A 14,867-nucleotide genomic window follows, 5' to 3' on the forward strand; every position below is an offset into this window, starting at 1 on the left:
TAAAAAATAAACGCTTTTACTTAAAGTGATTTACAAGGAGATATATATAAATGGAAAAGAACTACAATACACGTATCATTATGGCAGCGCTGCTGCTCTGCGGTTTCTCCGGCTATTTGAGCGAAACGGCCATCAATATTGCAATGACTAATTTAATGGAAGTATTCCAGGTTTCAGCGGCAACTGTACAATGGTTAACAACTGGGTACATGTTGACTATAGGCATTTTAACGCCAATAAGTGCGATGTTGCTGCAGATGTTTTCTACACGAAAGCTCTTCACAATTTCGCTCACAAGCTTAATCGTCGGTACAGTGATTTCGGCGCTGGCGCTCAATTTTGAAATGTTAATGTTCGGCCGGATTTTCCAGGCAATAGGTATGAGCACCTTAATCCCACTCCTGTTCAATACGGTTCTCATTATCTATCCACAGAATAAACGGGGGGCTGCAATGGGGTTAGTCGGGCTTGTTACCATGTTTGCCCCAGCAATCGGACCGACCTTTGGTGGTCTGGTAGTCGGATATTTAACATGGCAGTATATCTTCTGGTTATCACTCCCATTTTTAGTGATAGGGTTGTTGATGGGGTTAAGGTATTTGGAGAACGTTACCGCTGTCACAAAGCAAAAGATCGATTTACTGTCTGTGTTACTGTCAACGATTGGATTCGGAGGAGTTGTTTATGGTTTTAGTCAGGTGGGCGAAGGATCTGAAGGCTGGGGCAATCCAGTTGTGATTTCTTCGATTCTTGTTGGCCTCGTCGGTCTGGCACTGTTCGTGTGGCGTCAGAACGTTATGAGCAATCCATTGATGAACCTGAGCGTGTTCAAGTATCCGATGTACGTTGTGGGACTGGTTCTAGTAGCGATAGTCCCGATGATTTTTATGGCGACCCTGATCATTCTGCCGATGTTTCTGCAGACGGGTGCAGGTTTATCTCCGTTCACTGCGGGGCTCATGCTGTTGCCGGGCAGTGCGCTTTTCGGTCTTCTTTCCCCGCGAATAGGGCACTTGTTTGATCTATATGGCGCAAAATGGCTCGCTATTCCCGGATTCGTGATCGTATCAGTCATGTTATGGTTCTTTACTGCCCTATCTCCTGCTTCTTCAGTAGCTTTAATGGTGGCTTTGCATATAGGGCTCTCTATTGGGACAGCCATGATATTAATGCCAGCTCAAACGCACGCACTAAATCAATTACCGCCAGAATTATATCCGCACGGTACGGCAGTCATCAACACAGTGCCGCAGGTTTCAGGGGCGATTGGAATTGCTGTAGCTGTCAGTATCCTTACGGGTGGTATGGATAAATACCTGCACAGCTTCTCCGTTCCCGCCAGACAGGTTGAAATGGCAAACGCGATGTCGGCAGGATCACATAACGTGTTCTTGTACATGATTATCCTGGCACTGATTGGTTTGGTCACTGCATTCTTCATTCGCCGTGGCGTAGTCCGGCGCAAAGAAGTGCAGGCGTAACATTAATGTTTCGTCAGGAATCCCTTAGCGGTGTCTATGAAGAGCGTTCATACTAAAAATGGCAGGAAAAATTACTGCATTCGATTTCATCAGAAGAACGCTTGGTGTTAAGGGAACTCGTGCTTCGGATGGAAAAAACTTATTCTAAGGTTTTTCTAAACCAACCTTTAGCTAACTAAACATTCAATGCCTTTATATCGCTTGTTCTCTTGAGAAGGATGAATTTCAGGTGTATCTAAAGATATAGGGAAAGAAATTTTCTTTCCTGCAGAATTACAAACGTTTATGTAGCTTAATAAACATTTGTATACTCTTTAATCTGTAGAAAGAAGATGGAGACACTTTACTTGCGATTCTTCAATTTCCTGGGAACCGAGATGGAAAAGGAGAAGATTGATAAACCAATTTAATAACAATAAGCATTGGGATTCATCAAGAAAAAAGTAAGCAGCAATTCATACTTAACGATTTAAAGAACTAAGGCTTTGCAAAAAATAAACCGTTATTAAGTTAATCAGGTTACTGGGAGAGAAAAAGATGAAGAAACAATACAATACGCGTGCCATCTTGGCGTCGCTGCTGATCGTTGGTTTTGTGGGGATGTTTAGTGAAACAGCCCTAAATATTGCCATGACGAATTTAATGGACGTGTTCCAGATTACGGCTGCAACTGCCCAGTGGCTGACGACCGGGTTCTTACTGACGCTCGGCATCTTGATGCCAGTAAGCGGATTGCTGCTGCAGAAGTTTACTACAAGACAACTGTTTGTAAGTTCGCTAATAAGCTCAATTGTGGGCACATTGATTGCGGCGCTCGCGTTCAATTTTGAAATGTTGATGTTTGCCCGGGTTTTACAGGCAGTTGGCATGGGCTTGCTGCTTCCCCTCCTGTTCAATACGATTCTTGTCATCTATCCCCCTGAAAAGCGGGGAGCAGCTATGGGATTCGTCGGATTGGTCATTATGTTCGCACCAGCGACCGGACCGACCATCGGCGGTTTACTGATCCAGTATTTTACGTGGCATTACATTTTCTGGTTCTCGCTGCCACTTTTAGTCGTGGGGTTATTGATTGGATTAAAGTATTTGGAAAATGTCACCGAGGTCACAAAACCCCGGATCGATCTCTTATCGATTGCCTTATCAACCATCGGCTTTGGAGGAGTGGTCTTTGGCTTCAGCAAAGCAGGCGAAGGCTCGGAAGGTTGGACTAGTACAGTGGTGGTCGCTTCCATTGTCGTCGGGCTCGTTGCTTTAGTCTTGTTCGTCCTGCGTCAGACTTCTATGAAAGATCCCATGTTAAACCTGAGCGTTTTCAAGTATCCCATGTACGTCATTGGGCTGCTTCTGGTCCTGATCTGCATGATGATTATTATGTCAAGCATGATCATTTTGCCGATGTTCCTTCAAACTGGCGCCGGATTCTCAGTATTCATCGCCGGACTCATGCTTCTGCCGGGCAGTGCGCTAAATGGTATTCTGTCACCATTAGTAGGACGGTTATTCGATAAGTATGGACCGACATGGCTGGTTATTCCAGGCCTTGTTCTCGTTGCGGTTATGCTTTGGTTCTTTGCCACGCTATCCCCAGCTTCTTCCGTGGCCTTTATTGTACTATTGCATATCGGGCTCATGGTGGGGATCTCCTTGATTTGGATGCCAGCCCAAACGAACGGTTTGAACCAATTGCCGCCGGCATTATACCCGCACGGTACAGCCGTTCTGAACACGCTGCAGCAGGTTATGGGAGCGATTGGAACAGCGGTCGCCATCAGTATCCTGACGAGTGGTATGGAGAAGTACCTGCATGGCTCCTCCGATCCGACAAAGCTAACCGAAATCGCCAAAGCGATAACTGCAGGTTCACAAAATGTCTTCTTGGTTGCAATGTTCGTTGCATTGCTAGGCATTGTCTTCGCGTTCTTCATCCGTCACACAGTTGCCAGCCATAAGTCGGCGCCATCCATCCATTGATTTCATCAAAGGAGAACGGAATGCATAAATTCTTCGCAGCTGGTGGATGAATAAATCAATTATATAAAAAACATGTATTCTCTGAAGTCAGTATCGGTCCATGCTCGGACTTATGCTGACTTTTTATAAGGAGTGTAGTCAATGATTTCAGTAAGAATGCCTAATAGGATATGCGAAATATTAAATATAGAAAAACCAATTGTACAAGGCCCAATGTCTTGGATTACAAATGCCGAATTTGTTGCAGCGGTAAGCAATGCTGGGGGATTAGGTTTTCTAGGTCCAAATGCCGGTCAGATTGATACAACTCGTTCACCTGAAATAAGTGCGGAACGAATGAGAACTGAAATACAAAAAATAAAAACTTTAACGAATAAGCCATTTGGAATACCTGTAATCGTACATTCTGATTTAGCTTACACATGGCCAATTTTAGAAATGGTTATTGAGGAGAAAGTTCCTGTTGTTATCGTGAACGGTCTACTGGATGAAAGAATCTTTAAACCATTAAAAGAAAACAATATTAAAATTGTTTATAGACCCCTTACTCCTACTATTAAAGATGCAAAAGCTGCAGAAGAATTTGGAGTAGATGTTTATGTAGCGACTGGATTTGATGAAGGTGGGACGGTTCCAGAACAAGTCATAGGAACATTTTCGATTGTTCCAATGATTGCAGATGCGATAAATATTCCTGTAATGGCAGCTGGTGGTATTGGAGACGTTAGAGGAGTGCGGGCTGCATTTGCTTTAGGCGCTGAAGGTGTGTTTGCTGGGAGTGTCTTTATTCCAACAAAAGAAAACCCAGCTGCAGAAAACGTGAAACAAATGATTGTAGATGCTACAGCAGAAGATTTACTGATGTTCCGTACTTTGCCGGCATACTATCGTTCTTTACCAACTCAATTAGCATATAAACTAGTCGAAATGGATAACCAAGGTGTTAGTCGTGAAGAAATAGCAAAAACGATGGTTGGCTCAATTGGAATGCGTATCGGCATGCTGGAAGGCAATACAGAGGATGGCTATATTTCTATAGGTACTGGAATTACGCCAATCAAAGAAATCAGAACCGTAAAAGAAGTGGTTGATACTTTAATGCAAGACTTTAATTGAACTTATTAAACAACTGTCTAGAAATATAAAGATTCTCTCTATCTTCTTAACAGAGACCCTAAAGAATTATGTGTAAATAGATAGTTAGAGAGGTTAGTCGCACAAAAATTAAGAGCACTGGCAAAAGAGACTTTAGTTGATGAAATTATGATTGTTGATTTTTATGGGGAACAAGAAGGGCGTTTAAAAGCCTATAATTTGCTTGCAGAAGAATTCTTGCATTCAACATAAGAAAATAAATACTTAAAATTTAAGATAATCATCATATTTTATTCCGATAGAGAGAAGGTAAAAGAGTGGATAATAGAAAAATGTTAAAAATGGGGGCTATTATTGAAGGGGTGGGCTATAACCATATGGGGTGGCGACACCCTGACATGCCTGCTGATGCGAGTGAAAATATCGATTACTATGTAAAACAAGCAAAAATTGCAGAAAAGGCGAAATTCGATACTTTGTTTTTAATCGATGTCAGCCATGTTGGGCCGGGAAACATACCGCATTACTTGAGTATGTTTGAAGGGGTCAGCATCATGTCTGCGCTCAGCATGGTTACTAAGAATATTGGCCTTTCAGCAACCATTGCTGCGTCGTACGGAGATCCATTTTCTGCTGCAAGACAGATATTATCCCTCGACAAAATCAGCAAAGGCCGGGCCTCCCTAAATGCGATTACCTCTAATCCGGGAGGAATGGTGAATTACAGTAGAGGGCATCTAACAAAAGCAGATCAGTACCCGATGCAAAAAGAATTTATGGAGATTCTCTTAGGTTTATGGGATTCATATGAAGATGATGCTTTTATACGAGATAAAGCAAATGGAATCTATTTAAATCCACAAAAAATGCATCCCATAAACTATAGGGGGAATTATTTCTCGGTAGATGGTCCATTGAATCTTAGTCGTTCAGTCCAAGGTAGACCGGTACTCTTCACGGCGGGTATGTCTGATAATTTTATGAATAATGCTGCGAAGTATACGGATGGCGTCTTTACCTTTGCTCAATCAGTTGATCATTTAAAAGAAATTGTGACAAAAATTAAAAAAAAGGTAGCATTGGAAGGACGATCCTCTGAGGACTTTATTGTTGCGGTTTCACAGCAAGTGCTTGTTGGCAGAACTGAAAAAGAAGCCGAAGAAAAATTCCGGGAAATGGAAAGTTTAATCCCTCAGTATCGAATTCCAAAACCTTTATTTTTCGGTTCGGCCGAGAAAGTCGCCGATCAAATTCAGGAATGGTATGAAGCAGGTGCCATGGATATGTTGCTGGTTCAACAAGAGCATCCAACAGCTTTAAAAGATTTCGCTGATTTAGTCGTTCCAATTTTACAGGATAGAGGCATCTTCCGTACAGAATATGAATCAAATACCTTACGAGGAAATTTAGGATTGCCTTATCCCCAAAATAGATATTCTATCTGAATAAATTGAAGAGAGGTGTGACCAATGGAACTAGAAGATATCATCCTCGCTTGTATAGAAGAACACCCAGGAATGAGTGCGAAGAAGGTGGTTTCATGTTTGGATTCAAAAACAAACGGTTTCACAGTAACCGAAGAAACGAAGCCGCAAGCTTCGATTTCCAAACAATTCTGAAGAGATTTTAAATACAGTTTATCGAAGGAGAGATTCTTATGGAAACAAAAATTAATATTATCGCCATATCCGGAAGTAGTCGGAAAAAATCTTCAACTCTAAAAGTGCTCAATAGCCTGAATAAATTCGTACCCAGCAATGTTAATTATGAAATATACGATGGCATTGAAAAACTTCCACATTTTAATCGTGAATTAGATAATGATAACCCTCCAGCAGAGGTTGAAGTATATAGAGAATTACTTTCTAGAGCAGATGGAGTCATTATCTGTACACCCGAATATATAAAGGGAGTGCCGGGAGTTTTGAAAAATGCAATTGAATGGTTGGTTTCGTCTGCCGAGCTTTATGCGAAACCAGTAGCGGTTATTACAGCTTCATGTGATGGGGAAAATGCTCATCAAGCCTTGCAACTTAATTTGTCTATGGTCAATGCGAATGTGTTCGATGGCGGAGCCTTATTAATTTCCGGTGAAAACAATAGATTGAACGAAGACGGGGAATTTATAAAAGATGAGGTTAATTCTTCACTAAAGCTATTAATATCGAAATTGCTTGAAGAAATTAATAAAAAAGGGTCTTTTTAAGATCGGTTTTTTAGATAAATTGATATAGAAGAAAGACCAGGTATTTAGATATTCAGAGAAATACTAAATTGCTGAAATGAAAGGATAGAAAAATTATGAGTGATATTATTATTATTTCTGGAAGTCCTTCTGATATCTCAAAAACGAAGAAGGTTCTTGACTATTTGGGGACAATTTTGGAGTTGGAAGGATTTTCAATAAAACATATTTCAGATTTTTGAATCATATTAGCAAGTAGATACCATATGAAAATAAATTAGGGGGAATTATTTATGTCTGAAAAAAAACAAATGTTGCTTGGTTTAGGATTTACAGGGGCATTCGGTGCAAATGCTAAAGCTTGGAAAAGTGAGGGTGTCAATGTGACTACTTATCCAGATATTAATGCAGATATTCGCTATGCTCAACTTGCCGAAAAAGGTAAATTTCAATTTATATTTGTAGGTGATTTCCCTGGAGCAATACCCGATGATAACAGGGAGGTGCCAGCGATGACGATTGAACCTATCATTACTGCCACTGCAATATTACAACAAACAAAACACATTGGTGTGGCGTCAACTGTACATACTCAGTGGAATTATCCTTTTACTTTAGCACGTCAATTTAAAGGGATAGATTTAATGAGTGGTGGACGTATTGCTTGGAATGCTGTTACGGGATCAAGTCCAAAGGCAGCAGAAAACTTTGGTGTAAAACTAATGGATAGTAGATCACGTTATGAAAGTCATTATGAGTTCGTAGAAACTGTACAGCACTTATGGGCAACATGGGGAAAAGATGCTCTAAAAGCTGATAAAGAAACCGGTGTATTTGCGGATTATAGCCAAGTAAAACCTGTTCATATATCTGGTAAACATATACAGGCAAATGGAGCCTTGCCAATTCCACCTTCACCACAAGGACAACCGGTCATCTTTCACTCTGGTGGATCTCCAAATAGTATTGCGTTTGCAGGACGCTATGCGAGTGCAATGATTGGTGAAGTGTGGACGAAAGAACAAGGTATTGCTACAAGAAATGCACTACGCCAGGCTGCGATAGACGCGGGTCGAAAACCAGATGAGATTAAATTTATCGCAGGACTCATGCCGGTTGTTGCAAATTCTAAACGTGAAGCAATAGATCGTCACGCAAGTTTTATGGATGAAAATATAGTACAACAACGTGCATTTCATATCGGAATGATATTAGGAATCAGCTTAACTCCTCAAGATTTAGAACGCCCGATCGCACCAGAACTTTTAGACAAGGTAAAAATCGACCGTTACTCTGATCCTCGTGCTGAGAATGTTTTAAAGGTGGCGCGTGAAGGTTGGACATTACGCGATATCATTTATCATTCTGTGATTGATTACCATCCTGCAACATTAGGTGATGCAAAAGAAACTGCGGATTACCTAACTGAAATGTTTGAAAGTGGCGCAGCAGATGGCTTTTGGATACTACCAGATGCTTATGAAACCGACTTTAAACGTTTTGTAGAAGAAGTGGTCCCTATCTTACAGGAACGTGGTGTATTCCATGAAGATTATGATGGAGAGACATTAAGAGAAAATCTTGGTGTGCCCTATCAATATGGTGTAGATAAACGATTATCTTAATAGAAGTAATATAGAGCACAGGCTGATAATGGCCTGTGCTTCTTTATGAGCGTAAAAAACCAGGTCTTAAGAAAGTACGTAAATCACCACGGTTCTCAAAATGTTAATAGAAACACTGATATATCAGTGTGCACAGAAAAAGCCTGATTTCTCAAATTAATGTTGAGAAATTGGGCTTTTTATATTTACTTATAGTGCAAAATAACGCCTAAAGTGACAAGCAATTGAATTTCTTATCAATTGGATTTCCCCTTTTGATTAAATAACAGTTATTGCTTTAACTACCGGTAGTCAAACATCTTTTAGTAGTGACTAGTAGGAAGGGAGACTTTGATTTGCACAGCCTCTAAAAAAACAGTACCCTTAAAAAAAACTGGTTTTCAGAAATATAAATTCTATTTATAAAAGCTTCTGAAAACTTGTCGGTATTTAGTTTATATTTCACCGCTTTATCGGAAGAAGGATTAAGGTATAGTAGCAAGGGTATATTACAAGAAGTATGGTAAAGTTATAAAGCTATAATGAAGAAAAGTTATACATAGAATAAAAATCAAATAGTTGGGAGGGGATTATATGTCAACGCTCGATATTGAATATTCAAATGTTGAGGAAGCTGCTGAAACTGTATTCCATATTTTAAAAGATAGTATTGGAGTAAATACGTTCTTTATTGCAAAGAATGATGGCTATACAGTGGATGTGCTAAAAGCTTTTAACCGAGAAAAATTGTTGCTGGAAGAAGGATTTCAAACGGAATTCAATCAATCTTATTGAATACATATTATTCGGAGTGGTCGGGAACCGCTCATTATACCGAATTTAAATGAAAACGATTTAACCAAAAACATGGAAGTCACGAAAGGATGGGGAGGGGGATCATTGATCGGAATTCCCATCATTTCTAAGACAGGTAAGAAGTTTGGTACATTATGCGGGATGGATGATGTGCCATTCGAGTTTCAAGAAAAAGACATCTCTTTATTTAAGAGGATGGCTGACTTGCTTACCTACATACTAGAAGTAGATAATGCATACCAAGAGGTATTGAAACTCTCTACTCCAGTCGTTTTGGTCTCAGCTCGAGTCGGTGTTCTTCCAGTTATAGGAAATATTCACGCTAAACGAAGCAATCAAATGATGGAAACGATTTTATTTGAAAGCAAAAGGCTTGATCTTGAACATTTAGTCATCGATTTATCTGGTATTACAGACATTTCACATAATGCAGCTTCTTATTTACTTAGTGTAGCGCAAACTTTAAAATTACTTGGTGTTGAAGTTGTTTTCACGGGCATGCGTCCTGACTTAGCTCGAAAAGCAATTTCTTTGCATTCGGAGTTCAAACATGCCACTTTCTTTTCAAATCTAAAAAGCGGTCTTTCTTTTATTAATAGTTAAATGTCTTTTCTCTTACTGTAACTCAGTGACTTAAAGCTTACTGCTATTGCGTCTAAACTTTTGAACAATGATTTTTTTTAATAAGGTGGGTCAATTTCATCAATCGTACTTTTAAAAAGTGCAGATTACTCGAGACTGATTTAGTGATTTGAGACCCATCTATAATATTGCCTTAGGCTGCTGGAGCCCTGAATTCTTTGGGTATCAGTAGCCTATTTTTCTATACAATTCGATCTTCATTTTCATAGCGTTATATTCAATTATTTCCTCCTCGATATGAATGTTGTTTATCAAGTTGAAATTAACGTACTTGAATTCCTTCCACTAGATATTATTTGAAAAAAGGATTTTTCTGGCAGTTCTTATGTTGAGGCGTCCTGGTAATAAGGTGATTTTAATTGAAATATAAGGTTGGAGGGGAAGGAAGGATAACTTGTTATCAAAGATTTACTTTTAGATGGTTATTAATATATGTTCGCAAAATATTAATTTCATGAATAAATTTAAGCATTTAAATGGAGAGAAGAGGCTGGTTCAAGCGCCTCTTCTTTTTCTTTTTGTTCGTAAACGTGTATTTTTGCAAATGCTTAAATTAGATTTGCAAAAGGCAGCATAAAATTTTCATACTATCAGAAATCAATAAAATAGGAATATTCTTTTCAGTACAGTGTTCAGCTACTTCATAAGTTAGTGAAGTAAACCGAGACAGAGCAATCAGAAAAATGATTTCTTTATATCCAGCATGATAAAGTCGATTGAATATAAAGTAGGGTTCATAACTTAATTATTTACATTTTGAATAAAACTGATTGTTGGTGTTTTCAATATAGATTATAACTTCTCAGGATATTTGTAATCTGAATATATTTATAGTCTATGCGTTCATTATTCTTCAATAATTTTTATGTAAACAAATCGAATAAAATTAGTCTCTGTATATAACTTCAATTCGTCTTTATCTGTCAGATCATTTTTTTTAAAATAGAGGGTGTCTCCATTATTTAAAGAAACGTTTACAGTTCCTTGAACTTCAAATGAAGTTAGGGCTATTAATAAGAGGTGAGTTTCATTGTTCTGTTCTTTTAAACAATTTAATGGATAGGTTACATATCTTTCATGAAAAAATTCCACTTTCATGAGAGAGGAAATAAAAGGTGCAGTCATAAGATTGAGATTTACTACCATTCCTTCACTGGTTGTATACCAATCACCTTCGTATCTATCCTGAGCAAATGGTGCCAAAGTCGAAGTGTGATGACCTCGGTGTACCAATGTTAAATTTCCTTCAAGCACCATTGTTCGTCTGCTATAGCCCGGTAATTGTGTAAAAATTGTTTTCTCTTTCTCAATTGTAGCTATGCTCACTCGCCATTTAAATTTTTTCCCAGCGTAGAAAGTATATTCTGGATAAATCATTATTTCTGTTGATGCCCCTCCGCTCCAGTAGATAGTATGTAATTTGTCTTTTTGAATTAATTTCATATGTTTTCCCCTTTTATTCTAGTTTTAAAAAATAAAATATTCAGAAAATAACTTTACATATTTACATGCTATGTTATATTAACTAACATATCAAATAAATTTATTTGGAGTTAATATTAATGAATAACTTTATTCAAAGCGGAGTGATGTTATGGATAAAATTGATAGTCTCGAGAAGTTTAATAAAATTCTTCAAGTAATTTTACGAAAAAAATTATCTAATAATAACCGAAAAATTGCAGAATATATGTTATTTAACGATAAATCAATTGCCTTTATGACAGCTTCGGAGTTATCTGAGAAAATTGGCGTCAGTCAACCAGCCATTACTCGTTTTGTTACAAATGTTTTGGAGTATCCAAGTTTCTCTTTGTTCAACAATAAGATGAAGCAATTAACGCATTATGAGATCACGGCCGTAGAACGCCAAAGTATAAACTCATTTACTCAACTAGAGACAGTCGAAAATTTCCTGCAAAAAGAAATTGATAATTTGAAATCCTTGCTTAAATTTATCGATGAAGACCAAATTGACACCACTTCTAAGAAAATAATGAATGCTAAAAGTGTACTCGTTATAGGATCGCGAACTGCAACACCATTAGTTAACTACTTATATTTTTTCTTGCGTAAAATTCGGCCATCTGTATTTATTCACACTACTGACGGCAGTGAAGCCTATGATGTCTTAGAGAATTTTAAGGATTCTCAGGCTCTGGTGGTAATGTTTTTGTTTCCTCGTTACCCGAAGGAAATGGTTTCTATGCTTCATTATTTAGAAAATGAAAATTTCGAGTATGTCACGATTGCAGATAGTAAGCTATTGGAGAAACAAGGGATTGGTAAAATCTCAATTGTAACCCCGATTACATTGAATTCATTATTTGATTCTTATATATCTACCTTCGCTTTCTTAACCATCCTTCTAAATATTATGAGTAATGTACAGTTTGAGGAAACAAAGGACCGTTTAACGAAACTTGAAGAAACATATAAAACAAACCAAGTTTTTTCTAAATATGACAAGAAATTAGGTGGAATTTAATGAAGAATATCTCTAGAAATACTTCCTTAACCATCAATGGAGCCCGGTTACAAACTAACATCGAAAAATTGGGCGAAATTGGATTGAACGAATCCTACGGCTTAGACCGTATCACTTTTTCCTCCTATGATTTAGAAGCAAGACAGTGGTTTATTAGTCAATTGAAATCATTAAATCTTGGATATGACATAGATGCTGCAGCAAATATCTGGGCCATCTCACCTAATTCTAGTGATAAAAATCCTATAATGATAGGTTCACATCTTGATACTGTACCTAACGGTGGTAAATATGATGGTGCGTTAGGAGTTTTAATTGGCTTAGAAATTTTAACGACCATACTTGAAAATAGAATTGAAATGCAACATCCTATTGGGGTGGTTTCATTCACCGCCGAAGAGCCTAATCCATTTAACCTTTCTACTTTTGGAAGTCGAGTTGTTACAGGTAAACTCAAAAAGTCAGATATTGCAGATGTTCAGACAAAAGATGGTCTTTCACTAAAAACTGCATTGGCATTAGCAGGTGGTTCTATTGAGGAAATTGAAACTGCAAGAAAGAATTCACTTGATTTAACAGCATATTTAGAAGTTCATATTGAACAAGGCAAACGTCTCCTAAATCAGTCAATTCCTATTGGGGTTGTTACAGCTATAACCGGAATTTATAGAGAAGAAATTACTTTTAAAGGTGAAGCAAATCATGCAGGGACAACATTAATGACAGAGAGAAACGATGCGCTTGTAGCTGCATCAAAATTTGTTGTAGCTTTCGAAGAAATTGTTCGTAATGATCCTTCTGATGAAGTGGTAGGGACAATTGGTCAGTTCTCTATTTCACCTGGAGCTCCAAGTATCATCCCAAATGAAGTGAAACTATTGATGGAAGTTCGAGGAGACACGACCGAAAAAATTAAACATATTATTAAAAAAGTTGAAAAAGTATTTGAGGAACTAACGAGCCGACAGCCTCTTGAAATTGCTAGAAATATCATTTTAGATCAAGCACCAACGAAAATGGATGAGACAATCATCCGGGCATTTGAAAATGCTGTTCCACCTGAAGAAAACTATCTTCTCTTAGGGAGCATGGCTGGTCATGATGCAACACATCTAGCTTCTATTACAAAGGCTGGTATGTTATTTGTTCCAAGTATTGATGGGAAAAGCCATTGCCCAGAAGAATATAGCAGAATGGAAGATATTGAAAAAGCAGCGAATGTTTTATTGCAGGCAATATTTAAATTGGATGTAACATTAGATTAGAAGGGAGGAACTGAAATGGAAGATATTACTTATGATGTTGCAATAATCGGAGGCGGAACGATGGGTATTGCAACAGCGTACTATTTAGCTAAGGCGCAGCAAAAAGTCTTAGTTATCGATCAATTTTCTATTCCTAATAATTTTGGCAGTCATCACGGAGAAACACGAATTTTGCGTCTTGGTTACGGAAACGGCGGAATCTATGTACCTCTAGTAAAAGAAGCCCTAGTTTTATGGAAAGACCTTGAACAAGAAACAGGTAAAATATTATTTAATCAAACAGGTGCAATTTCCGTCGGGCATCCTGGCTCCGATTTCGTCAAGGAAACTATTGAAAGTTCTCTTCAATACAATTTAACTCATGAAAAGTTAGACGCTAAAAGCTTGATGGCCAGATGGCCAGGTATTTTGGTTCCCGACGATTACATAGCCTGTTATGATCCGCATTCTGGTTTTCTCTATAGCGAAGAATGCGTCCAAACTTATAAAGAAGAATCTATAAAATTAGGTGTAACAATTCTTGAAAATCAGCGAGTAGAAGATATTCAAACTTCAGAGGCAGAAGTGAAAATTGTAACAGCGGATGCAACTTTAGTAGCTCGCAAAGCTGTTATCACAGCAGGTGCCTGGATTCCAAAATTACTACCTGAACTAGACTTGGATATAGAACCTCTTCGTAAAACATTTGGATGGTTCGAAACATCAGAGGAAGATTTATACGGTAACGAATTCCCTTGTTTCGTTTTTGATACACATAACGTCGGTCATTATTATGGCTTTCCCGACTATGACGGCAAAGGTTTGAAAGTTGGACGAATGGATTTAGGAGATGTGGTTGATCCAGATGAAGTGAATCGCGACTTTTTTACAACTTCTCATGAAGAAGATGATCTACGTTCATTTTTAAGTCGATTTTTACCTCAAGCAAACGGTCAATTAAATGAGGGGAAAGTTTGCTTGTTCTCTATGACGCCAGATAATGATTTTATCATCGACTTCCACCCTGAACACTCCAATCTTGTTATTGCAGGTGGATTTTCTGGACACGGATTCAAATTCGCCAGTGTTATTGGAAAAATATTAACTGACTTAGCGATTGAAGGTAAAACAGACCTTAATATATCTTTTTTAAAGTTGAATCGTTTCTATAAGGAAGCGTCCACTAATGAGCATCTATAAAAGTTGAACTAAAGAAACTAGCTTTTACAAAACACTTCAGTTGCTTTCAGATTTAGTTCGGCGCCAGTTGCATGATCCGCATCCTGGGACCCGAACAAGAATGTGTTAGTAATGTTCTTCCATCAAATCCAACGAAAT

Annotated in this window: 13 protein-coding genes; 12 read left to right on the forward strand and 1 reads right to left on the reverse strand. The window is 38.1% G+C overall.

Annotated elements, in window-relative coordinates; translation table 11 throughout:
* The first annotated feature begins 50 nt into the window (after positions 1–50).
* The 9 genes from FQV30_RS08190 to FQV30_RS08225 all read left to right on the forward strand — a co-directional run bounded on the left by FQV30_RS08190 (position 51) and on the right by FQV30_RS08225 (position 9,758).
* Positions 51–1,481 carry an MDR family MFS transporter gene (locus FQV30_RS08190; protein WP_146499680.1) on the forward strand — a complete coding sequence of 477 codons (1,431 nt, stop codon included), beginning with the start codon at positions 51–53 and terminating at the stop codon, positions 1,479–1,481.
* 537 nt (positions 1,482–2,018) lie between these two features.
* The gene (locus FQV30_RS08195) at positions 2,019–3,455 is read left to right on the forward strand and encodes an MDR family MFS transporter (protein WP_186725578.1); all 1,437 of its coding nucleotides are present in this window, start codon (positions 2,019–2,021) and stop codon (positions 3,453–3,455) included.
* Positions 3,456–3,611: 156 nt separating this feature from the next.
* On the forward strand, positions 3,612–4,571 hold the full coding sequence (locus FQV30_RS08200; RefSeq protein WP_146500348.1) for an NAD(P)H-dependent flavin oxidoreductase: 960 nt from the start codon (positions 3,612–3,614) through the stop codon (positions 4,569–4,571).
* A 296-nt stretch (positions 4,572–4,867) separates the two neighbouring features.
* Positions 4,868–5,995 carry an NtaA/DmoA family FMN-dependent monooxygenase gene (locus FQV30_RS08205; RefSeq protein WP_255473371.1) on the forward strand — a complete coding sequence of 376 codons (1,128 nt, stop codon included), beginning with the start codon at positions 4,868–4,870 and terminating at the stop codon, positions 5,993–5,995.
* A 24-nt stretch (positions 5,996–6,019) separates the two neighbouring features.
* A complete protein-coding gene (locus FQV30_RS17935; RefSeq protein WP_186725580.1) occupies positions 6,020–6,169 on the forward strand; it encodes a hypothetical protein in 150 nt (49 codons plus the stop codon).
* Between the two features lie 38 nt (positions 6,170–6,207).
* Complete coding sequence (locus FQV30_RS08210) at positions 6,208–6,756, forward strand: NADPH-dependent FMN reductase (protein WP_146499682.1); 549 nt, start codon at positions 6,208–6,210, stop codon at positions 6,754–6,756.
* A gap of 272 nt (positions 6,757–7,028) precedes the next feature.
* Entirely contained in the window at positions 7,029–8,360 is a 1,332-nt protein-coding gene (locus FQV30_RS08215) for an NtaA/DmoA family FMN-dependent monooxygenase (protein WP_146499683.1), read from the forward strand.
* Positions 8,361–8,933: 573 nt separating this feature from the next.
* The gene (locus FQV30_RS08220) at positions 8,934–9,134 is read left to right on the forward strand and encodes a hypothetical protein (RefSeq protein ID WP_146499684.1); all 201 of its coding nucleotides are present in this window, start codon (positions 8,934–8,936) and stop codon (positions 9,132–9,134) included.
* Between the two features lie 33 nt (positions 9,135–9,167).
* Positions 9,168–9,758, forward strand: coding sequence for an STAS domain-containing protein (locus FQV30_RS08225; RefSeq protein WP_370512390.1), 591 nt, complete (start codon positions 9,168–9,170; stop codon positions 9,756–9,758).
* 885 nt (positions 9,759–10,643) lie between these two features.
* Here the strand turns inward: FQV30_RS08225 and FQV30_RS08230 are convergent.
* Complete coding sequence (locus tag FQV30_RS08230; protein WP_146499686.1) at positions 10,644–11,240, reverse strand: HutD family protein; 597 nt, start codon at positions 11,238–11,240, stop codon at positions 10,644–10,646.
* Between the two features lie 151 nt (positions 11,241–11,391).
* Between FQV30_RS08230 and FQV30_RS08235 the strand changes: the two genes are divergently transcribed.
* The 3 genes from FQV30_RS08235 to solA are packed head-to-tail and all read left to right on the forward strand — an operon-like array spanning position 11,392 to position 14,729.
* A complete protein-coding gene (locus tag FQV30_RS08235; RefSeq protein ID WP_146499687.1) occupies positions 11,392–12,285 on the forward strand; it encodes a MurR/RpiR family transcriptional regulator in 894 nt (297 codons plus the stop codon).
* Complete coding sequence (locus FQV30_RS08240; RefSeq protein WP_146499688.1) at positions 12,285–13,550, forward strand: M20 family metallo-hydrolase; 1,266 nt, start codon at positions 12,285–12,287, stop codon at positions 13,548–13,550. Before FQV30_RS08235 ends, FQV30_RS08240 begins: the two co-directional genes overlap by 1 nt.
* A 15-nt stretch (positions 13,551–13,565) precedes the next feature.
* Positions 13,566–14,729, forward strand: coding sequence for an N-methyl-L-tryptophan oxidase (gene solA / locus FQV30_RS08245; protein WP_146499689.1), 1,164 nt, complete (start codon positions 13,566–13,568; stop codon positions 14,727–14,729).
* The last annotated feature ends 138 nt before the right edge of the window (positions 14,730–14,867 follow it).

Origin of the sequence: Planomicrobium sp. CPCC 101110 (assembly GCF_007859395.1) — a bacterium.
Lineage (GTDB): Bacteria > Bacillota > Bacilli > Bacillales_A > Planococcaceae > Planococcus.

Bases quoted from the DNA above. Each gene is read 5' to 3' on its own strand.
- FQV30_RS08240 (WP_146499688.1), top strand. From the start codon at position 12,285: ATGAAGAATATCTCTAGAAATACTTCCTTAACCATCAATGGAGCCCGG.
- FQV30_RS08200 (WP_146500348.1), top strand. From the start codon at position 3,612: ATGCCTAATAGGATATGCGAAATATTAAATATAGAAAAACCAATTGTA.
- FQV30_RS08210 (WP_146499682.1), top strand. From the start codon at position 6,208: ATGGAAACAAAAATTAATATTATCGCCATATCCGGAAGTAGTCGGAAA.
- FQV30_RS08230 (WP_146499686.1), bottom strand. From the start codon at position 11,240: ATGAAATTAATTCAAAAAGACAAATTACATACTATCTACTGGAGCGGA.
- FQV30_RS08220 (WP_146499684.1), top strand. From the start codon at position 8,934: ATGTCAACGCTCGATATTGAATATTCAAATGTTGAGGAAGCTGCTGAA.
- FQV30_RS08235 (WP_146499687.1), top strand. From the start codon at position 11,392: ATGGATAAAATTGATAGTCTCGAGAAGTTTAATAAAATTCTTCAAGTA.
- solA (WP_146499689.1), top strand. From the start codon at position 13,566: ATGGAAGATATTACTTATGATGTTGCAATAATCGGAGGCGGAACGATG.
- FQV30_RS08190 (WP_146499680.1), top strand. From the start codon at position 51: ATGGAAAAGAACTACAATACACGTATCATTATGGCAGCGCTGCTGCTC.
- FQV30_RS17935 (WP_186725580.1), top strand. From the start codon at position 6,020: ATGGAACTAGAAGATATCATCCTCGCTTGTATAGAAGAACACCCAGGA.
- FQV30_RS08215 (WP_146499683.1), top strand. From the start codon at position 7,029: ATGTCTGAAAAAAAACAAATGTTGCTTGGTTTAGGATTTACAGGGGCA.
- FQV30_RS08195 (WP_186725578.1), top strand. From the start codon at position 2,019: ATGAAGAAACAATACAATACGCGTGCCATCTTGGCGTCGCTGCTGATC.